This is a genomic window from Rhizobium sp. UFLA01-1127 (genome assembly GCF_059803845.1).
In genome coordinates, this window is the sequence record NZ_JAUQTZ010000122.1 from 1 (window position 1) to 18,825 (window position 18,825).

General features: G+C 60.2%; 18 protein-coding genes. 9 read left to right on the plus strand and 9 right to left on the minus strand.

The genetic code is table 11. The annotated features are described in order from the left end of the window. Window positions 1-166 precede the first annotated feature (166 nt). From Q4Q11_RS24355 to Q4Q11_RS24380, 6 genes are all read right to left on the minus strand, one after another. Window positions 167-1,198: a DNA polymerase III subunit delta' gene (locus Q4Q11_RS24355; protein WP_498571091.1), complete on the minus strand. Its 1,032-nt coding sequence runs from the start codon at window positions 1,196-1,198 to the stop codon at window positions 167-169. Further along, window positions 1,195-1,875: a dTMP kinase gene (gene tmk / locus Q4Q11_RS24360; protein WP_498571092.1), complete on the minus strand. Its 681-nt coding sequence runs from the start codon at window positions 1,873-1,875 to the stop codon at window positions 1,195-1,197. Before tmk ends, Q4Q11_RS24355 begins: the two co-directional genes overlap by 4 nt. 152 nt (window positions 1,876-2,027) lie before the next feature. Continuing rightward, a complete protein-coding gene (locus tag Q4Q11_RS24365; protein WP_498571093.1) occupies window positions 2,028-3,239 on the minus strand; it encodes a D-alanyl-D-alanine carboxypeptidase family protein in 1,212 nt (403 codons plus the stop codon). Window positions 3,240-3,373: 134 nt separating this feature from the next. Beyond that, a complete protein-coding gene (locus Q4Q11_RS24370) occupies window positions 3,374-4,540 on the minus strand; it encodes a septal ring lytic transglycosylase RlpA family protein (RefSeq protein ID WP_498571094.1) in 1,167 nt (388 codons plus the stop codon). Between the two features lie 355 nt (window positions 4,541-4,895). Then, entirely contained in the window at window positions 4,896-5,792 is an 897-nt protein-coding gene (locus Q4Q11_RS24375) for a sigma-70 family RNA polymerase sigma factor (protein WP_112507063.1), read from the minus strand. Further along, window positions 5,785-6,408: a flavodoxin family protein gene (locus Q4Q11_RS24380; RefSeq protein ID WP_498571095.1), complete on the minus strand. Its 624-nt coding sequence runs from the start codon at window positions 6,406-6,408 to the stop codon at window positions 5,785-5,787. The genes Q4Q11_RS24375 and Q4Q11_RS24380 overlap by 8 nt, the downstream gene beginning before the upstream one ends. A 559-nt stretch (window positions 6,409-6,967) precedes the next feature. Here Q4Q11_RS24380 and Q4Q11_RS24385 point away from each other — a divergent pair. The 9 genes from Q4Q11_RS24385 (at window position 6,968) to Q4Q11_RS24425 (ending at window position 17,149) form a co-directional block, all read left to right on the plus strand. Then, window positions 6,968-7,957 carry a tyrosine-type recombinase/integrase gene (locus Q4Q11_RS24385; protein ID WP_498571096.1) on the plus strand — a complete coding sequence of 330 codons (990 nt, stop codon included), beginning with the start codon at window positions 6,968-6,970 and terminating at the stop codon, window positions 7,955-7,957. 161 nt (window positions 7,958-8,118) lie between these two features. Further along, window positions 8,119-9,339 (plus strand): DNA cytosine methyltransferase, encoded by a 1,221-nt coding sequence (locus Q4Q11_RS24390; RefSeq protein ID WP_498571097.1) that lies wholly within the window; start codon window positions 8,119-8,121, stop codon window positions 9,337-9,339. A 66-nt stretch (window positions 9,340-9,405) separates the two neighbouring features. Beyond that, entirely contained in the window at window positions 9,406-10,254 is an 849-nt protein-coding gene (locus Q4Q11_RS24395; protein WP_498571107.1) for a XamI family restriction endonuclease, read from the plus strand. 39 nt (window positions 10,255-10,293) lie between these two features. Then, a complete protein-coding gene (locus Q4Q11_RS24400; RefSeq protein WP_498571098.1) occupies window positions 10,294-12,393 on the plus strand; it encodes an ATP-dependent nuclease in 2,100 nt (699 codons plus the stop codon). 248 nt (window positions 12,394-12,641) lie between these two features. After that, window positions 12,642-13,787 (plus strand): hypothetical protein, encoded by a 1,146-nt coding sequence (locus Q4Q11_RS24405; protein ID WP_498571099.1) that lies wholly within the window; start codon window positions 12,642-12,644, stop codon window positions 13,785-13,787. A gap of 302 nt (window positions 13,788-14,089) precedes the next feature. Beyond that, the gene (locus tag Q4Q11_RS24410) at window positions 14,090-15,439 is read left to right on the plus strand and encodes a plasmid recombination protein (protein WP_498571100.1); all 1,350 of its coding nucleotides are present in this window, start codon (window positions 14,090-14,092) and stop codon (window positions 15,437-15,439) included. 227 nt (window positions 15,440-15,666) lie between these two features. Then, window positions 15,667-16,314 (plus strand): hypothetical protein, encoded by a 648-nt coding sequence (locus tag Q4Q11_RS24415; RefSeq protein ID WP_498571101.1) that lies wholly within the window; start codon window positions 15,667-15,669, stop codon window positions 16,312-16,314. 11 nt (window positions 16,315-16,325) lie between these two features. Next, a complete protein-coding gene (locus tag Q4Q11_RS24420; protein ID WP_498571102.1) occupies window positions 16,326-16,550 on the plus strand; it encodes a hypothetical protein in 225 nt (74 codons plus the stop codon). A 107-nt stretch (window positions 16,551-16,657) separates the two neighbouring features. Then, entirely contained in the window at window positions 16,658-17,149 is a 492-nt protein-coding gene (locus tag Q4Q11_RS24425) for a hypothetical protein (RefSeq protein WP_498571103.1), read from the plus strand. Between the two features lie 53 nt (window positions 17,150-17,202). Here the strand turns inward: Q4Q11_RS24425 and Q4Q11_RS24430 are convergent, their stop codons facing one another. The 3 genes from Q4Q11_RS24430 to Q4Q11_RS24440 form a co-directional block, all read right to left on the minus strand. After that, window positions 17,203-17,454 carry a hypothetical protein gene (locus Q4Q11_RS24430; protein WP_498571104.1) on the minus strand — a complete coding sequence of 84 codons (252 nt, stop codon included), beginning with the start codon at window positions 17,452-17,454 and terminating at the stop codon, window positions 17,203-17,205. Window positions 17,455-17,467: 13 nt separating this feature from the next. Then, window positions 17,468-17,701, minus strand: coding sequence for a hypothetical protein (locus tag Q4Q11_RS24435; RefSeq protein ID WP_498571105.1), 234 nt, complete (start codon window positions 17,699-17,701; stop codon window positions 17,468-17,470). 354 nt (window positions 17,702-18,055) lie between these two features. After that, window positions 18,056-18,502: a very short patch repair endonuclease gene (locus tag Q4Q11_RS24440; protein WP_498571106.1), complete on the minus strand. Its 447-nt coding sequence runs from the start codon at window positions 18,500-18,502 to the stop codon at window positions 18,056-18,058. Window positions 18,503-18,825 lie beyond the last annotated feature (323 nt).

Below are 18,825 nucleotides of genomic sequence, written 5' to 3' on the forward strand. Positions count from 1 at the left end.
TGACGCCTGAAGCATTACAAATATGGAGAGAACGCCTGACCGCTCTGCGCTCAGACGAACGAGGCGAAATCATCAACTGATGCGAGGCGACACGCATCGTGTGCTCATTACGCGATCGAAACGCTAAAAGGAGACGGCAGCTTTTCGTCCCGATCTGCTAAGCTGGCTACATGGAGAGCTGCTGCTTCAATTCACCCAGGATGGTGATGAGCGTCTGTTTGCGATCGAGATTGTAGGCTTGCGATACATTCAGCCGCTCGGTGGTCTCCGAATGCAGCCGTGCCAGCCTTTCAGCCGTCGAAATCGAGCCGTCGAGCGCAGCCGCTCTCGCTCGTTCGATGATGTCATCGCCGATATGCGACAGGAAGAAGCCGAAGATCGTATCGCTGTCTTTGCCGGAAAGCGCATCGGCCAGACGATGCATCGCCTTGCGGGCGGCCGGCCCTTCGGCCGAAAGCACCTGACGATAGGCGTCGATGATGTCTCCGCCGCCGTAGTTCAGGAGCTTGAGCGCCTCGCTGACGCTGCCCTTTGCGGCCGGAAGCAGGTCGCTCCCCTGCCCGCTCGGTACGCCGAGATTTTCGAGCGCCATACGCAAGGCATCGTCTCCGAGCGGCGCGAGCTTCAAGGGCAGGCAGCGCGAGCGTATCGTCGGCAGAAGCCGTCCCGGCGCATGCGACAGCACGAGGAACAAGGCGCGTTTCGGAGGCTCCTCAAGGATTTTCAAGATAGCGTTGGCCGCGCTGCGATTGAGATCGTCGGCCGGATCGATGATGACGATCCGCCAGTTGCCCGTGCCCGAGGTCTGCGAAAAGAACTTTCCGGCGCGGCGCACCTCGTCCACGGTGATTGCGGATTTCACCTTGCCGGTCTTGTCGTCCACCGGTCGGCTCAAATGCAGCAGATTATGCGACGCGCCGCCGGAAATCTGCCGGCTGACCGTGGATGCCGGGTCCGGATCGCCGATCGTCTCCGGTGCCGATGCTGGATCGGGATGGGAAAGAACGTGATTGGCAAAACGAAAGGCGAGTGTCGCCTTGCCAATGCCTTCAGGCCCCTCAATCAGCATGGCATGGTGACCCTTGCCGGAGCGATAGAATTGCGCAAGGAAGGCTTCCGCCTCCTCATGGCCGAAAAGCTTCACGTTGTCCTGCGGAGGAATAGCGCCGTCGAGAACGCCCGGCCGTTCGTCACTCATTGCGCCGCTTCCGATCTTGCTGCGGCGATACCCTTGGCTGCAAGCCGTTTGTCCACGATACCGGCTATTTCTTCCGCGATCTTGTCCTCCGGCCGTTGCGCGTCGATGACGTGGCAACGCTCCGGCTCGCGGGCGGCGATATCGAGGAACGCCTCGCGGCGCTTCTCATGGGTCTGCATCTCTTCTTTCTCGAAGCGATCGGGCGCGGCGATGGCTGAGGCGCGCTTGCGCGCCCGCTCAAGGCCGACTTCGGCGGGAATGTCGAGAATGAGCGTACAGTGCGGAATGACCCCATTGACCGCAACCCTTTGCAGAGCCTCGATATAATCCGGCTCGAGATTGCCGGTCACACCCTGGTAGACGCGCGAGGAATCCATGAACCGGTCGCAAAGCACGATGGCGCCGCGCGCGAGCGCCGGGCGAATGACATCTTCAACGTGATCGTTGCGGGCAGCAGCAAAGAGAATGGCCTCCATGCGCGTGCCGAACATCTCCGCAGCCCCCGAAAGCAGGACGTGCCGCACCGCTTCTGCGCCCGGCGATCCGCCAGGCTCGCGTGTGACGAGAACTTCATGGCCACGCTCGCGCAACCGTTCAGCTAGGTGACGGATCTGGGTGGATTTGCCGGCCCCTTCCCCGCCTTCGAAGCTTACGAATAATCCGTTTACGTCAGCCAATGATTATGTCCTGCACTTTTCGCGTATCGTCAGTTCGGTACGCGATACGCCTCCTGTTTAACCCAAGACAAGTCCCGGTGGAACCATAGATGTCTCGGTCTCCAACACTCTATATGGGTGTGAACAGAGATTTCGCGAACCGTACGGCCCACTCAGCTCGGCAAAGGCTTGTCCCACAGCCAGGAGAACAAGAGCGACTCGGTCAACTCGATCAGGGCATCGAATGCGCGGCGGCCCAATGTGCCCTGCGCGACCGATTCCCTCGTGTAGAGCGGCAGTTCACGCACCAGCCGCGCACCAAGGAACACGCGAAGGGTTCCCGCTTCGTAGCCCGCCGCCACCGGCGCGGTCAGAGGCCAGCGATAGACGATGCGTGCTGACAGCCGATCCGGCGTTTCCACGGGGACATAGACATCGACAGGTATCTTTGCCTGCAGGCCGACTGTCGATACAGCGCCGCCATAGACGCTGGCATCGCCGATCACATCGCCTTCGGCAAATATACGCTGGCTCTTGAAGTTGCTGAGGCCCCATTCAAGGACGCGGCGCGTCTCCTCGATGCGTTCCTTGTCGCTCTTCAGGCCTCCCAGCGCCAGGAACAGCCGGCGGCCGTCGCGCTGAATGGAGGCGACGATCGAAAAGCCCTCGCTTTCGGCAAAGCCGAGCCCCAGACCATCCACGCCGATATTGAGCAGAAGCATCGGGTTCTTGTTGCGCTGATAGATCTTGTTCCAGGTGAAGTCGGCCTGCCCGAAATATTTGTAAAGATCCGGGTGCTTTTCCTGCAGGTCCTGTGCCAGCATCACCATCTCCCGCACGGAGACCTTGCTGCCGGCGTTGGGATCGCTCGTGTCGGGCAGACCGGTGGAATTGGTGAAGATCGACCGGGTCATGCCGATCTCCCTTGCGCGCGCCGTCATGCGCCGGGCGAACTCGCTTTCGCTGACGGACATGCCTTCCGCCAGAACGATGCAGGCATCATTCGCCTGCTGGACGGCGACACCTTGGATCAGGTCGCCGACGCGTATGCGCGATTTCAGCGCCGCAAACATCGTCGAGGCGCGCGAGGGGGCGCCTCCCGTCCGCCAGGCGTTCTCGGAGACGGGATATTCGGTATCCGGGCCGATCTCCCCTCGCCCGATCGCGTCGAAAACGACATCAAGCGTCATCAGCTTCGCAAGCGACGCCGGCGAAATCAGCTGATCCTCGTTCTTGGCAAGCAGGATAGTGCCGGTCGATGCCTCGATCATGAATGCCTGTGCGGCTTTCGTATCGAAGGCGCCTGGCGTGGCCGGCTGCGCAAACGCCGCGACATTGCCGATTCCCAGGAGAAAAAGGAACAAAACAATCAAGCGCTTTGGCATATCGTCCCCTTCATCCGACCATCGGCACGATTATTTTCGAGTATGATGCCGAAAAGTGCGAGCGGTTTTCGGGCGACATCATGCTCTGCGTTTATGATTCTGGTGCCGGGTTAAGATTCAGGCAATGACGCCGATCAATCGACCTGCGTCGTAGCCTGATGCTGACGACGATAGGACGAGAGGATCGATTCCCGCGTGAGCCCGTCATTGCGAACCATGACGGCATCGAAGGCGAGATTGACATAAACGGTCTTGACCGGCGCTTCCTGATAAGCCGCAACGGCCGAACCCAGGGATTGGTCCCGGCCTGCCAAGCGCCGCGACATATCCGGCCGCTCATAGGGGATCGGACCGATCCGTGGCAGTACGACAGTAGCAGGATCCATCGACTGCGCCGCAGGCATAGGGCCGCCGTTCCACTCCATGGGTGGCGGATTATTCCGCCTGTTGCCGCCATAGCCCGCATCCGGCGTCGAGTCGGTGAAAGCTGTCGTCGCATAAGGCGACTGGCGCGGAATGGGCGCGATCGCCGGCGCCGCATCATAACGGCGCTGCTGGCGGCTTGCACGAAGCGGGGTTTCGGAATCAGGCAACTGATCCGCCGTCATACGGCCCGCCGACGCGACCATCACACCTGTCGCGATCTGGCCGCCCGGATTGATGCCGGGCAGGCGCGAACCCTTCGGGATGTAGGAGGCCATCAGATAGGGCTCGTCGTGACCGTCCATGCGGGCGCGGCCGACATATTGCACGCGCACGTCGCCGGTGCCGCTGTGCTGGAGATCGAGCATCTGCGCGGTCTTGTTGGAAAGGTCGATGATGCGGCCGGGATGGTATGGTCCGCGATCGTTGACGCGCACGATGATGGAAGAGCCGGTTTCGACATTGGTGACACGCGCATAGCTCGGTAGCGGGAAGGTCGGATGTGCTGCGGTCAGCGACTGCTGATCGTAGACTTCACCATTGGCGGTCAGGCGACCATGAAACGCCGAGCCGTACCAGGACGCGATGCCGACCTTGTTATAGCCGAAATCTTCCTTGGGATAGTACCACTTGCCCTTCACCTGGTAGGGGTTGCCCACCATGAAGCGGCCGCCGCCCTTCGGCACCGGACCGTTGTTGACGACGCGAGGGCTTGCCTTCACGCCATATTCCTTTTCGGAGAAATATTCCTTGCCGTGATGGCGTGTCGAGGCGACCTTCTGAGACGTTCCGCAGGCGGTGATGGTCACGCACATCACCGAGAGAGCAAACCAACGCATACCCGTTGCGTATGTCACTGCGCGATTTTCGAATTTCATCTGTCCCAAGCCGCTACTCATTACTTTGACGGAGGTCTGATACCGGTACGTCCCTCATTCCGGTATGCTGCTACGCTCCAATCACCTAACGGTGCTTTAATCATGATTGCAGTTTGTCCATTTTGCGATGCAAATTGAGCGCACCGAAGAATTTCCGAAGATCATGGTTAATGCTCAGTAAAGCTCTGCTGGTTGCAAGTCGTGTCGGTCACGACCGTCTCGCTCCGATAATGGTCTGCTTTCTGATCGACACCGGTCGTTCCGGATTGCAACAGATGCATCCGGTTTGTCATCTTAGTGGGATTTTGATGGACCGATTTGGCGCAGTTCTTTCAAGTGTTTGTATCACGGTGCATCAGCAGTTCGTCGTGATAGATATCCCCGACTCTACCGTCCCGATAATGTGCTGCAGCTTATCCGGGTTGCGGATACAATAGATGGCGACGACTTTTTCCCGCTCTATCTGCAGCGCAGTAGTCTGCACGACATTGCCGCCCTCTATGGTGACGAAGCCGGGCAAGCCATTGATGATGGCATAGTGGATCAGTTGCGAGGGCTGCTCGCGGAAAATTCCCGCCAGCTGCTCATGAAGCCGCATGGTGGCGGAAAGCCCGATATGTGGTCGCTGCGATGTCGGCACCCTGCCGCCGCCGTCGGCATAGACGACGACGTCTTCGGAAAGCAGGGCCTGAAGAGAGGCCATGTCTCCCGTTCTCGACGCCGTGAAGAAGGCTGCGGCAAGCTTGAGCCCCTGTTCCTTGCCGATGGCGAAGCGTGGCCGGGCCGCGGTGACATGTGCCCTCGCCCGGCTGGCAAGCTTGCGACAGGCGGCCGCTTCGCGGCCGATCGCCAAGGAGACACCGTCGAAATCCATGCCAAACACGTCATGCAGGAGAAAAGCGGCCCGCTCCAAAGGCGAAAGACGCTCGAGCGCCAGCATCAGCGGCATGGTGATATCGTCAGCGGCATCGCCGTCCTCCGGATCGAAGATCGGCTCCGGCAACCAGGAACCCACATAGGATTCCCGGCGACGGCGTACCGATTTCAGCTCGTTCAGGCAAAGCCGGATGACGATGGTCCTCAGGAATGCCGCCGGTTCGCGGACTTCGGCACGATCGGCTGCCAGCCAGCGCAGCCAGCTGTCCTGCACGATATCCTCGGCATCCGCGACCGATCCGAGCATCCTATAGGCAAGCCTGACAAGCCGCGGACGCAGCTCGGAGAAAATCGGGTCCGACGTCACCTTACTCATGGGCTGCAAACTCGCGTGCGAATGGATTGACGTCGCGGCCGCGCGCGAACTGCAGCGCCGTCAGCGCCACTCGTCGCCCAAGATGATGGGCTGTGGCAAGATCGGATGCCGGCGGCGCAGTCTCCGGACCTTCGTCCGTATTCGCCTGCGCCGCGGCGCCAAGCCAGAAGCCGAGGCGGTTCATGTCTTCTTCCGAGCCTATCGAAGAGCAATTGGCCGGCGGCAGGTCGAGACCGACCCAATGCATTCCATGCTGGGCTGCGAAGATCACCATCTGCATCAGCGTCGAAAGCTTGTCACCGGATCGTGACCCAGAGGTAGTGAAGCCGGCGGCGATCTTGTCCTTCCACAAATAGCCCTTCGCGAGAACAGTGTTTGACGTCGCCTCCTGGAACCCTTTGAATGGCGCAGAGACCGCGCCCATATAAGTCGGCGACCCGAAAATAATCGCTTCCGCCGCATTGAGATCACCCCAATGGCGATCCACCTTGTCCACGGTCAACAGCATCGCCTCCACGCCATCAACCTCTTCGACCCCTGCCTTGACGGCTTCAGCCTGTCGGCCGGTATGTCCGTAGCCGCTATGATACAAGATTGCGATGCTCAGCCGGATCATTGTCATCTCCTTCGAATTTGGTGTTGCGAAGGACATGACAAGGCGTGGGCGCGGATTGTGACATGCTGGGGTTTTTTATGGGATTGAAGATATAGAGAAATGCCAGACCTGAGAGATAGGAGACGAATTGTACCGGAGACATGAACACTTTTCGTTTTTGGAGGGAGGTGTTGATGCCGTCGACAACCCGTTCGGCACGAGGTTGTTACCTATGTCTTAGGGACGGATTGTTACCTATGTGTCCGGGTCGGACAAGATGTATTTGGCGGAAGAGGTGGGATTCGAACCCACGGTACGGTTTCCCGCACGCCGGTTTTCAAGACCGGTTTAAAGTTACTGGTTAACTTGTGCTTTTTCCAATTTTCTGTCACATGTTGCAGCATTGTTGCAGGTTTCGAGGAAAAACAGCGTGGCGAGCCTTGTAAAGCGTGGTGGAAAGTGGACAGCGACAGCCCGGCTTCCGGACACATACAATGGGCCGTGTAAGTCTCGATCGATCTCATCGACGTTCAAGTCGAAGCGCGCCGCCCAGGTGTGGATCGACAGCACCGAGTCTGCCATGCGGCTCGGCACGTGGAAAGACCCCCGGCTTGAGCCGAAGCCCGGAACGTCGAAGGGCTACCTCGACCGTCCGTTCAAGGAAGCGATAGAGGATTACCGGAAGAGCGTCACGCCGAAGAAGAAAGGTGCGGACCAAGAGGTCGCTATGCTGAATATGTTGGCACGCCAATCGTTCGCAGCGAAGACGCTCCGAGAGATCGACATCGACGACTTCGTGGCCTATCGCGACGCCCGGCTTGCAGAAGGCCGTGCGGCATCGACGGTGCGCAATAACCTCAACACCGTCGCCACGATCTATCGGTGGCTGATCCATGAGAAGCGCGTTATCGTGCAGAACCCCATCGCGACGATGCGCGGGTTCCAGTACGGCATTCCCCAACCCAGTGATGAAGAGAGCCGAGATCGGCGCCTCCAGCCTGGCGAAGAAGAGCGCATCTGGTCGGAACTGACAGGAGCGACGTGGCAGAACCGTCAATGGCAGGCGCTGTTCCCGGTGCTCCTCGACACTGGGATGCGCGTCGGCGAAGCCCGAAAAATTCTCGCTGGATGGGTTCGGCGGGAGTACGGCTTCATCGTCATCCCAAACTCCAAGAACAACTCCCGGCGATACGTCGCGCTCTCAGACAGGGCTTACGAATGCTTGCTACGGCAGGCGGAAGGGGAGCCCGACGACGGTCGAGTTTTCCGGTTCGGCAAGTCGTCCTGCGAACACGAGTGGCAGAAAATACGGGTAGCGGCGGGATGTCCTGACCTTCGAATTCATGACCTCCGGCACGAAGCTTTGAGCCGTATGGCGGCGAACGGCGCAGACCTCAAGACCCTCATGAGGCAATCAGGCCACAAGACTGTGGCAGTTCTGATGCGGTACTTGAATCCGACGAAAGAGGAGCAGAGGGCCCGCCTTTTCGGCAGCGCAAGCCTCGCGACGTCGACGTCGGATCCGATCGAAGTCGCTCAAGGGGATTCGCGGTCTGATCGGGCGGCTTGACTTCGGGGAGGAAACGGAACATTAAGAGAACATTCGTATTCTCCTGAAGCTGGCTGCGAGTCGGGCTTACGGTTGTATCGGCTTTGGATAGTCGAAATCACCGTTTGAAGAATCATGTCTGCGGCCATACAGATTCAACCAGTTTACTTTTCAGGTGTGCCATGCGTGATTTCATCTCACTCTTCGCCGGAGCCGGAGGACTGGATATCGGTCTTGAAGCCGCCGGGTGGAACTGCCGATACGCCTCCGACATAGACGACGCCGCCGTCGCGACGATGCAGGCAAACCAGTCGGCCCGGACCATGATAAACGGTCGTCCGGTCTTCGGCGGTACCCTTATCGAGAAGGCGGACGTCCGCGCCCTTAAGGGCAAAGACATTCTAGGTTCCATCGGAGCCAGACGTGGAGAAATTCCGCTGCTGGCTGGCGGTCCGCCATGTCAATCTTGGAGCAGCGCAGGCCACCAGCTTGGATTCCAAGATCCCCGAGGGCGTCTCTGGTCTGACTTCGTCAGGCTGGCTGACGAACTCGATGTTCGCTTCATGCTCTTCGAGAACGTGCGGGGGCTGCTGACTGCGCGCGGCGAGGACGGTGTGCCGGGCTCGGCGTTGAACACTATCAGGTCGAAACTTCTTGAGGTTGGCTACCACACATCGGTTTCCCTTCTGAATGCCGCCGACTACGGTATTCCGCAGCGTCGTGTCCGTCTTTTCATCATAGGTTATCGAAGCGGTGACGAACCCACTTTTCCTCTTCCAACGCACGCGAAGACGCTGGGCGACAGGGACGTCGACCGGCGGCCATGGGTATCGATGCGCGAGGCATTGACCGATATAGTTCCGGTAAGCGATGGCGAGATCATTCTCCCTAGCGGGAAACTCCGAAGTGAGCTCGAACAGCTCGAACCGGGGTCCGGGGTCAAGAGCATGGGCAAACCCGAATCGACACGTCCTGGCGGACACTGGGGATACAAGCAGGGAGCGTTCCTGGCAGACCCCTCTCTTCCCGCCCGAACCGTCACGGCTGGCGCGCAGCAAGATTGGCTCAAGGACCCTCAGCATGGCATCCGGCGACTTGCGCCGCGAGAATGCGCGGCGCTTCAGACGTTCCCTAAGGACTACATCTGGCCGGAAAAACTGGCTGACCAGTACCGGGTGATCGGCAATTCCGTTCCGCCGCAGCTCGCTGCCGTTGTGGGAGCGAGCCTTATCGTACACGCCGAAAAGACGACGTCGACGTCTAGGAAGGCGAGCATGGTGCTCTCCCCTCTCGATGTCCGTTTGCAGGCGGCCATCGCCTATACCCAGCGGGAGGAGATGAGAAATGGAGCCTCCCGGCGTGCGGCACCTGCGAAACGTAAGATGCGCATGGCGGCCGGCTGAACCATGCCATCTCCAGAAGTTAAGCAGCTCAATGCACAGAATGCCGCTGCCGCGAAGCGGATCTACATGGCCAGTCGAGACCCACAGACGGGAGCCGATGATTGGAACGAGGCACTCCGGCAGGCTCGTAAAGTCGTCGCTTCTGCATTGAGAGCGTCAGACTATCTGCGAGCTCCGGAACGTGCGCTTCTTCAGTCCGGTGTACATATGATGACGTTCCGAAATCTGCTCGCGCCTCCCGTGAGTCAGGACCAGTTCGATTTGCTGTGTCCGAGTTGGTCGAAGCGTACCGAGCATCCAGACCGACGGCTGACTCAGGCGGCGGCGGAGGAAGCCGCTGCGGTCGTCCTGCAATGGTTACACAAGGCAGCGGCTCCTTGGCTGCAAACCGGACGAGCACCGACGCGGGCAGAGCTGCGCGGCGCTCTGAATCGGGCGTCGTTTTTCATTGCGGCGCAGCGAGTTCAGACTATCCAGCGCGGACGTCTGGCTGCTGGGCAGGAAGGTGCGGTTGTCGCTCTTCTCGAAGAGCTTGGTTGGGAACGACGCCCGTCGAGGCTAATCGACACGAGAGCGGCAGTCGATCCGATGACCTTCATGCACAAGACCAGGTTCGCTACGAAAACCACCACGCCGCAGGAGGTAGATATCGCCTGCGGACTCCGTGGCACGGTCGTCGCCGCGATCGAGTGCAAGGTTACGAACGACGAGACGAACAGCATCAAGCGGATCAACGACGTCCTTAAGAAGGCAACGGCTTGGCATGACCATTGGGGAAGTTTCGTCGAGACAGTCGCTATCCTCCAGGGCGTTATCGCCGCGAAGGACGTCGACCGGCTGACAGACGCACGCGTGCACGTATTCTGGTCGCATGACCTTGGAGCCTTCCGCGACTGGATATCGGAGCGAGTATAAAGGAAGCGCAGGCCTGCGCGATGGAGCTGGGGGGAGCCGGTGAGACTTGAGCGCGTAACGGTAAAGAACTTAAAGGGACTGAAAGAGGCAGAACTGTCTCCTAGGTCGTTTTCATGCCTGGTTGGCGAAAACAACGCGGGAAAGTCCACGACCCTGCAAGCTATAGTCTACGGCCTGAACCGACCGTCTAGTTTGTCGCCGTCGCTGCACTACGATCCGAACGAACCGATAGAAATCATCTTTGCGTTTGCAGATGTCGGTCCCAGAGATTTGCTTCGACTGACCGACGAGCACCGAGTTAAGATTGAACCTCTGGTGGATGACGGTAAGCTCTCGATCCGAGTATTGTACCCGGTCGGAGACAAATGCGAAGTTACGGTAGCGAAGCTGGTCCCGACGGATGGGAGGTACTCACAAGAGGCGATTACGGAACTACTCAAAGGCAAGCAGGGAAACGCTGTCCGTGCGGCAGTCTTGGAAGCGTTCCCGGAGTTCGAGGGCGGCCTCCCTGAGGCGCTTAACATTACCCAGGCCAAGGCGCATCTTCAGGAGAGGATTGCCCAGCTCGGCGCTGAACACTTCGAACTGAGTTGGAGTCCACTCCCTTCTGGTATCAGTACCTCAATCTCGAAGCTGCTGCCGGAGCCCATATATATTCCGGCAGTCAAGAACCTGGCGGACGATCTCAAGACCAGCCAATCCACCTCGTTCGGACGACTTCTCGGACTGCTCCTTGAGGATCTGACTCCTGACCTCGGCGCGATCAACGAGTCACTTAAGGCGTTGGATGCCTTGCTGAACCGCGTGACCATTGGTGCGGCGATTTCGGATGAAAGGCATCAGAAGGTTAGGGATCTTGAGAGCACAGTCGAAGGCTTTCTGGGGGAAAACTTCCCATCGGTGAAGGTAGAATTGAACATACCTCCTCCCGAGTTGAAGGCCATCCTCAATTCGGCACAGATTTACGTGGATGACGGCTCGAAGGATCTCGTTGACAATAAGGGAGACGGCATCAAACGTTCCTTGACCTTCGCCCTTCTGCAGGCCTACGTGTCCCACATCGGCGTCGATGTCGGCGATGAGAACACACCGCTGCCCCGTCCACTGATCTTCCTGTTCGAAGAGCCGGAACTCTATCTGCACCCAAAGTCCCAGCGCGTGCTCTTCAGAACGCTGGCCCGGATTTCTTCCACTTACCAGGTAATCGTTACAACCCACTCGCCGCTGTTCTTCGAACCCGGCGTAACAGCTTCGTTCGTCCGCGTGGCGAAAGAGCCGGCGGAGCCCAAACCCGTAGGAAAACTCTACCCGGTCGAGTTCGCCCTGGATGCGGACAAGTCGGATGTCTTCAAGATGGCCCGCTTTGAAAACGCGGACGCCGCATTCTTCAGTAGGCGTGTGGTTCTGTTCGAGGGTGAGTCGGATGACGCGTTCTGCCGACATGTCGCCAAAACCCTCAGCGCTGAGTGGGACTTTGACAGTAGAAATATATCAATGGTCCGCGTCTCGGGCAAAGGCAATTTCCTTCGTTTTCGTAGGTTCTTCGAAGCGTTCGGCATAGATGTGAAGATCGTCGCCGACCTCGACGCGATCTTTGACGGCTTTCAACACCTAGGCGCGCCGCAAGAAGCGACCGGACTACGTGCCACGGCATTCCAGACCATCGATGCACGCGTCGCTGAGCTGGGGACGCGAGCAGAGCCCGCGCCTAGGCAGATCAAAGACAGAGTGCAGCAACAGAGCTGGCGCGCTCGCTACGATGCTGCGAAGGCAGCGCTGCGGGCAATGCAGGTGAGCGGTACGGTAGATGAACAGACTCTCCAGCAAATGGACGATCTTTTTGTCTGGGAACATGACATCGCCCGAATTCGCTGCTGTCGCGAGGACCAAGCATCCAGGAATGCTATCCTACCACTGCTGGACTGCCTCAGAACGAATGGCATTCACGTGCTATCAAAAGGTGCCATCGAGGACTATTACCCGGCGGCCGCGCCAACCTCAGGCCCGAAGCCGGAACGCGCGTTGGCAGCATGCCGGCTGGTTCTCGATGAAGCTACGGCCGCCGCATTATCGACGAGCTTGAGGGACGGACGCCCTAGCGAACTTTTCGAGATTTTCGAGAACATATTTCAATCCTAGCGCCCGGCATCGACCGGCGGGGTTGACCTCCGCGTGGTACTCATCGAGCATTGAAAAAGCCGCGGTCAAAGGGTGGGGACCCTACGCGGCTTTTTTGGAGAACGTTCAATCATGTTGAACAACGGCGCTGAAATTGTAAAGACCCACCGAACGGTCTCTTGAGCTCCCGGCTGGCATATCAGCCAGCCGATCAACAAAATTTCTCTGCCCTGAAATGTCAACAAATTTGGACGAGGGACCGGGACAGGTTGCTGTGTCTTGACTGGTGCGTCGATCCCGACGACATCGACCGGCATGTTTCGCTTCCCCCCGCAAAGTCGGCGAAGGCTGCCCGCGTTCAGGCCACCATCGTTGCCGATGCTATCATGTCGGCTCGGCGCGAGCCGCATCGACGTACCTCCTATTCACGACGCAAGAGCTGGTGGACGGATAGCAACCGATACCGGGATAGGGACTTTACCTATGATACCGTTGTTCCCGCTGTGGATGCTCTCGTTGCAGCGGGAATCCTTGTCGATCATGATCTGCAGCCTGCGGGACGGCCGACGGGCGTCCAGTCCAGCTTTCGTCCGGCGTCTTGGCTTGCTGGCACCGATACGCCGAACCCGCACCGAAGATCGGGCGAGCTGATCCGGCTGAAGGATACGACTGGTGCCTTGATCGGCTACCGGGATACCGAACGGACCCATCGGGAGCGAAAGCTCCTGGAGAGGGTGAACGAGCTCATCCGCGACACAAGGATTGCCCTGAATTCTCCGGAAGCCGTGCTTGACGGCGACAAGATCTGTTTCGGCGCGCATGCGGTGTACCCGGAGATGGTTTCGCTCTACCGCGTGTTCAACGGCGGCTGGACGTTGGGTGGTCGGTTCTATGGCGGCTGGTGGCAGTCGGTGAAGTCGAAGGACCGGAAGCACTTCGTTCTCGACGGCCAGCACACGGTCGAAGTCGATTACGAGCAGCTTCACCCGCGACTGCTCTATGCGCTCGCCGGAGAACATCTGGAGGGAGATGCATATACACTTCCCGGTTGGGACCGGAAGATATGCAAGATTGCGTTCAACGTCCTGCTGAATGCCCCTAGCTATGGAAAAGCTCATGGCGCGCTGCTTCCCCATCTGGACGAATGCAGGATTTCGGCGAGAGACCTTATCCGGGACATTAAAGCCCGGCATCCTAAGGTGGCCCGGTACTTTCATAGCGGCGTTGGGCTGCGGCTGCAGAACGTCGACGCCGAAATGTGCCGCTTCGTGCTGGCCGAAATGTCCGTGAAGAAGGGCGTCGTCGTGCTGCCGGTCCACGACAGCTTCATCGTTCCGGAGACGGTGAAGGACGAACTCGTTGCGACAATGAAATCGGCCTTTGACCGAGCAACCGGAACTGTCGGAAATATGTAAGTGAAATCAGATGGTTGAGGCGGAAATGGACTACAAACGCACGGCGGCTGGGAGCACCGGGAGCACCGGGAGCACCGGGAGCACCGGGAGGCATCACAGGTACGTGATGCCTAGTCGTCCTTCCGGACGACATGGCCCTGCCAGGGTGCCGCGCGGAAGCCCTCGGAGAGTCCCCAGACAGGGCCGAATGCTATGGAGCGCGAAGCGCGGAATAGCTGTATTCGGACCATACACCTTGTTTCCGGTTCCGCCGGTGCTGACGATTCGTGTAACCGGATTGTCGTCGTTCCCGAGCCCGCTGCATGTCGTACCAGTTCTTGCGAATCGAATTGTTCTCCCGCAAAGGAAAGGCAGGACGCGGCACGTCCTTCGTTTTCGATGAGGTCGAGCGCCGTCCGGAAGCCTCCCTGCATGTCCCGGAGCCGGGAGAGCCGACCGTCGTCTACGGCCTCGGCGTCCCGGCCCTCCGTGCACTTCACGACGCCCGCGCGGCGTCTTCCAGGACGACAACGAAAGCAGGGAAGACCCGTGCGGTCCGCACGGACCAGAACACCCTCGCGGGCGTCGTATTGAGCTACCCAGTGCCGATGGCGCAGTACCGGGAGAGCGCCGACGTCCGCCGCGATTTCGACCGCTGGCAGGCGCGGTCTGTCGCCTGGCTCCGGGACCGGTATGGTGACGGGCTCGCTTCCGTTGTCCGGCATGAGGACGAAGGCTATCCGCATCTACATGCCTACGTCCTCCCCGACGTCGCCGACGCCGAAATGCGGGCGTCGCTCTTGCATCCGGGATTCGTCGCGAAGTTGGCGGTGAAGGATGCGGGGGCGCAGGCTGGCGAAGACGAGAAAGCTTTGAACAAGCGGGGAGATGCCGCATACAAGACGGCGATGCGGTCCTGGCTTGATGACTATCACACCAAGGTGTCGCAACCTTGTGGCCTGACCCGGCTGGGGCCGGGAAAGCGTCGTCTCACGCGCGCCGAATGGCAGCACGAGAGGAGCCAGGCTCGGGCTTTACGCGCGTCCCTCGATCGCGCTGCAGTGGTCAAAGGCAAGGTCGAATCCTTCGTCCGGGAGAAGCGGACCGAAAGTGAAACCTTGATCTCGACGGCGGCGTCGGATGCCGCCGCGCTGCGTGCAGAGGCTGACGCCGCGCAAGCCGACGCGGCCCGACGTCTGGCGGAAGCCAAGGCCGCTACGGATGCCGCCAAGACCGCGCACGACAAAGCCGTGGCCGAGCAACGCAAGGCGAAGTCCATGATGTCCCGCGTTCGGGAAGAGGCCGCGCGTGTTCGCGCGGCGTCGGCCCGACTGCAACGGCTGCCCTCGCTCCTGCGGACGGCTCTCGACGGTTTCCGAAAGTCGGCGGTCGCCGACCGCATCCGCGCTACGGTGGCCGTCGAAATGGATCGGCTGCGCGACCAGGCGTCGTCCGCCGACCGCCGCGCCGATGCCGCCGACAACCGGGCCAGAGCCGCCGAGGCCGCCAGCAGGCAGGCGGAGGATCGTGCCCGGACTCTCGACGGCGCACTCGCGGAGACGGCTGCGCAGCGCGACGCCGCGCGCCGCGAGGTGCAACGTCTCCGCCCCCCAGAGCCGGGGCCGGCTCTGGGGCCGGGGTTCCACATAAAGCCGACGCCGGGACGGCGCTGAGCCGCTTCCGGCTCCGGGGTGCCCGGACGCCGAAACCCTCCCGAAATCGCCGGAATCCAAAAATGCGGACGCCAGAAGTGGCCTTCTAAGCGCGTCCGGGCGACGTCGCCCTATCCTGGCCCCCCCGGATCTGCGCCGAATGCCCTCGTCCGGGCGTCGCGACGTCCGTGCGAGTTTGCGTCGAATCCAGCCGGCACGCATGATGATGGAGTATTGGAGGCGTCGGCATGAGCGAGGAATCGGAAGACAAGCGGAAACGACGCCGGACATGCATCGACGAACTGCGGCGCGATCTCGCCCGACGCCGCGAACGCCGAGCTGACCCGGCAGTGAAAACGATGTTGCAACTGCTCGCGCTGCTCTCCGCCGTGCTGGCCCTTGCGCAGCCAGCCGAGCCAGCGTTCGACATCACTCCTCGTCCGCGACGCCGGACGCGGTATGACCCGCCGCAGGGGTATGGGCTGGGTCGCGACGCGTGGGCTCGTGAGCGCGGACTCGATCCGCAGCCGGATGCCGTCCTCTCGACGTCGGAGACGCCCATGCCGCGCTTGCGGCCGGCTCTCAAGTCGTGGCGGCGTCTGGTTCGTGAGCTCGACTCTCCGTCGCCGCGACGTCGCGAGTTCGCCCGCGTCGCTCTTGAGCGGCGTCTGCCTTCCCTTTGTCATGACTGGTTGCGCAGGCAGGCCGCGAGCGACGACCACAGCCAGCTCCGAATCCTTGGGATCGGCGCAGGGCCGGCGGAGCTCGTGCAGCGCGCCATGACCGCCGCGCGCGTCGAGAGCATCCACGAACCGGAGCCACCGTCCCCGGTTCCAGCGATGAACCCTGACGTCGAGGACGAAGAGAACGCCAGGCCGGGACCCGGCAGGCGCTAGGAGATGACGTGATGATATACGTAACCGAAAACGAAGCCGACGTCGATGCCGGGGCGATTCTCGGCCATCTGTCGGCAGACCAGCGGCAGCACCTCGCCGAGCTCGACGCCGCGTACGTTGAGCTCCTCTCGTGCGACGCCGCCGACAAGGACGACGTCGAGGCTCTGGCCGAGGCTGTCGTCGCATTCTACGACGAACTCGCAAAAGCGGACGTTGGGCACGAAAGCCGGCCCTGACGGCCTGAATCCAAAAATGAGGACGTCTGGGAAGGCCGTAGGAGGCGTTCTCGCGACGTCGGCGGGTAGTAACCGCCCCCGATTCGACGCTGATTCCGGGAAATTCCGTGCGTCACGAAAACCGGCTTGACGCTGGAATCGTCTGCTCTGGCCATTTTTCTGTGGCGGTCGTCGTCACAGAGAAACGAGAGATGAGCATGGACATGAATCGAAATATCGTGACGGGATCGCCGCTACGAAATGCAGCCGCGATACTGTTGGCCGATGCCCTGACGGAGACCGCAACGGAAACCGGTCCCCTGACGGAAAAGATTTCCGTGACGGACGCCGTGTCGGAAAATCCGGTGAAGCGCAAGCGCGGACGTCCGCCGAAGGACGGCGAGGCGATGACTGCCGCCGAACGGTCGCGGCGGTATCGTAGGAAGAAGCGGCCCGCGTTGAAGAAGCGGCGCGTCGAAGTGTGCGGTTTGACTTTTGCTCGTGCCGAGAAAATCGCGGCTGAATCGGGCGTGTCGCTGGATCTAGTATTTTTACGCGGCGCTTTTGAAAGCCCCGCTTCATCTCGCCTCAGAACTGAAAGCGGTTCGTATGAAGGTTGAAAGTACCGCAGCCGCTGCGCATGAGAACGGGGCCTGATGGCCCCGCTTCTTTTTCAGTCGTTTGCCGCAACGAAAATGTCGAAGTGGCTGTCCGTTTCCTCGGCCCAGCAGCTATCGAGGCATGCTCCGCACCGCTTTTCTACGTGAAGCATGATCGCCTCGGCGACGTCGACGTCGTCCGGCATGTAGTCCCAGCCCTTGAAGTCCCGCGTCAGGAGTTCGGGCATGATGCATGACTGGCACCGCGCGCCGATCGTCAGCGTGAATGTCTGTCCTTCGAAGGTCGTTTCTGCTTCGTTGTCCATGTGCTGTCTTCCGTCACGCTGCCAGCTCGTCGAGTGCTCGTACGCCCATGCGCTGGACGTCGCGAGCCAATGTCTTCCCGGCTCCGGGGATGCGGGACCGGCGCGCGATCCGCTCGACGCCTGTCTTGCGCGACCGGATGACGACGGTCGCGAGGTAGAAGAGGACGCCTTTCCCGTCGCGGTGCGTCGTCTCGGTCACCAGAACGTCGAACGCGAGTCCCCGGATTGTCGTTGTCGTCGTCTCCATCGAGAATTCTCCTTAAAGTGTTGTAAAACAACGATTTTATAGCAGATTCAGAAGTTGGAGCCCAGGACGCAGCCGGTAGAGGACCAACAAAGATCTAACGGACGGGATTCCCGGCTCCGGGCGCGGCTGTAAGTGGGGTTGACGTTCGCCGTGCGCGCATAGGCTCTTTCGAAGGGCATGCCCCGCAAGGGGATGGCCGCAGCCCCTACGGGGCGTGAGTAGAGCGCGCACGGCGAACGTCACCGAGCGAAAAGGTTTCATGTCTATGCGGGAGACCCGGTCGCCGTAGGGGAGCGACACGAGACGCGCGGCTCGTGTCGCAGGGGTGAAGCATCGACATGGAAAAGAGTGAGGCTACCCCTGGCGGATGCTTTCGGATGTTTCACCACTGCCCTGCATAATGCGTTCGCAGATGATCGACGGCAACTTCGCAGGATTCTTGGTCTCGCATTCCCAGATGACGACTACACGCCATCCTAATGCGTCCATGTCATGCTTCACCATAGCATCGCGCGAGACGTTACGATCGAACTTGGCGGCCCAGAACTCCACATTGGATTTCGGATGTGTCGCCAGGCGACATCCTCCGTGGCGATGCCAGAAGCATCCGTGAACATAGAGGGCAATGCGGCGGCTCTTGAATACCAAGTCAGGCGTCCCCGGTAGGGTCTTCTTGTGCAACCTGAACCGGAGGCCCATCGCATGGGCGGCCTTCCGGACGCGCAGCTCGGGTCGGGTGTCCTTGCTGCGGATGCGGCTCATGATCGCCGATCGCTTCTCGGAGGTGAATATATCCATCATGGTATCTCCGACCATGCTCTTGCGGGAAGAATGCGGCAAACTCGCGGAAGCCGTGCCGCCATCGACGTCGTACTTCGGCTGCTTCGTCGAGGAGAATCTTCCTCTAAGGCACTAATGTCGCGGTGCAACTCGAATCGGGACGCCGTGCAACACATATGCAGTTGCAGCATTGTTGCAGATAATTGTTGACAATGTTGCAGTTGAGCCCCGACGCAGGCTCATAATGTAAACGAAAATTGCCAAACACTATCATAGGGTTGTGGCGGAAGAGGTGGGATTCGAACCCACGGTACGGTTTCCCGCACGCCGGTTTTCAAGACCGG

What these genes read in the sequence shown, in the direction of transcription:
- Q4Q11_RS24355 (WP_498571091.1), bottom strand. Translation starts at nt 1,198, where the DNA reads ATGAGTGACGAACGGCCGGGCGTTCTCGACGGCGCTATTCCTCCGCAG.
- Q4Q11_RS24365 (WP_498571093.1), bottom strand. Translation starts at nt 3,239, where the DNA reads ATGCCAAAGCGCTTGATTGTTTTGTTCCTTTTTCTCCTGGGAATCGGC.
- Q4Q11_RS24370 (WP_498571094.1), bottom strand. Translation starts at nt 4,540, where the DNA reads ATGAAATTCGAAAATCGCGCAGTGACATACGCAACGGGTATGCGTTGG.
- Q4Q11_RS24375 (WP_112507063.1), bottom strand. Translation starts at nt 5,792, where the DNA reads ATGAGTAAGGTGACGTCGGACCCGATTTTCTCCGAGCTGCGTCCGCGG.
- Q4Q11_RS24380 (WP_498571095.1), bottom strand. Translation starts at nt 6,408, where the DNA reads ATGATCCGGCTGAGCATCGCAATCTTGTATCATAGCGGCTACGGACAT.
- Q4Q11_RS24385 (WP_498571096.1), top strand. Translation starts at nt 6,968, where the DNA reads ATGCGGCTCGGCACGTGGAAAGACCCCCGGCTTGAGCCGAAGCCCGGA.
- Q4Q11_RS24390 (WP_498571097.1), top strand. Translation starts at nt 8,119, where the DNA reads ATGCGTGATTTCATCTCACTCTTCGCCGGAGCCGGAGGACTGGATATC.
- Q4Q11_RS24395 (WP_498571107.1), top strand. Translation starts at nt 9,406, where the DNA reads ATGGCCAGTCGAGACCCACAGACGGGAGCCGATGATTGGAACGAGGCA.
- Q4Q11_RS24410 (WP_498571100.1), top strand. Translation starts at nt 14,090, where the DNA reads ATGTCGTACCAGTTCTTGCGAATCGAATTGTTCTCCCGCAAAGGAAAG.
- Q4Q11_RS24415 (WP_498571101.1), top strand. Translation starts at nt 15,667, where the DNA reads ATGAGCGAGGAATCGGAAGACAAGCGGAAACGACGCCGGACATGCATC.
- Q4Q11_RS24420 (WP_498571102.1), top strand. Translation starts at nt 16,326, where the DNA reads ATGATATACGTAACCGAAAACGAAGCCGACGTCGATGCCGGGGCGATT.
- Q4Q11_RS24430 (WP_498571104.1), bottom strand. Translation starts at nt 17,454, where the DNA reads ATGGACAACGAAGCAGAAACGACCTTCGAAGGACAGACATTCACGCTG.
- Q4Q11_RS24435 (WP_498571105.1), bottom strand. Translation starts at nt 17,701, where the DNA reads ATGGAGACGACGACAACGACAATCCGGGGACTCGCGTTCGACGTTCTG.
- Q4Q11_RS24440 (WP_498571106.1), bottom strand. Translation starts at nt 18,502, where the DNA reads ATGATGGATATATTCACCTCCGAGAAGCGATCGGCGATCATGAGCCGC.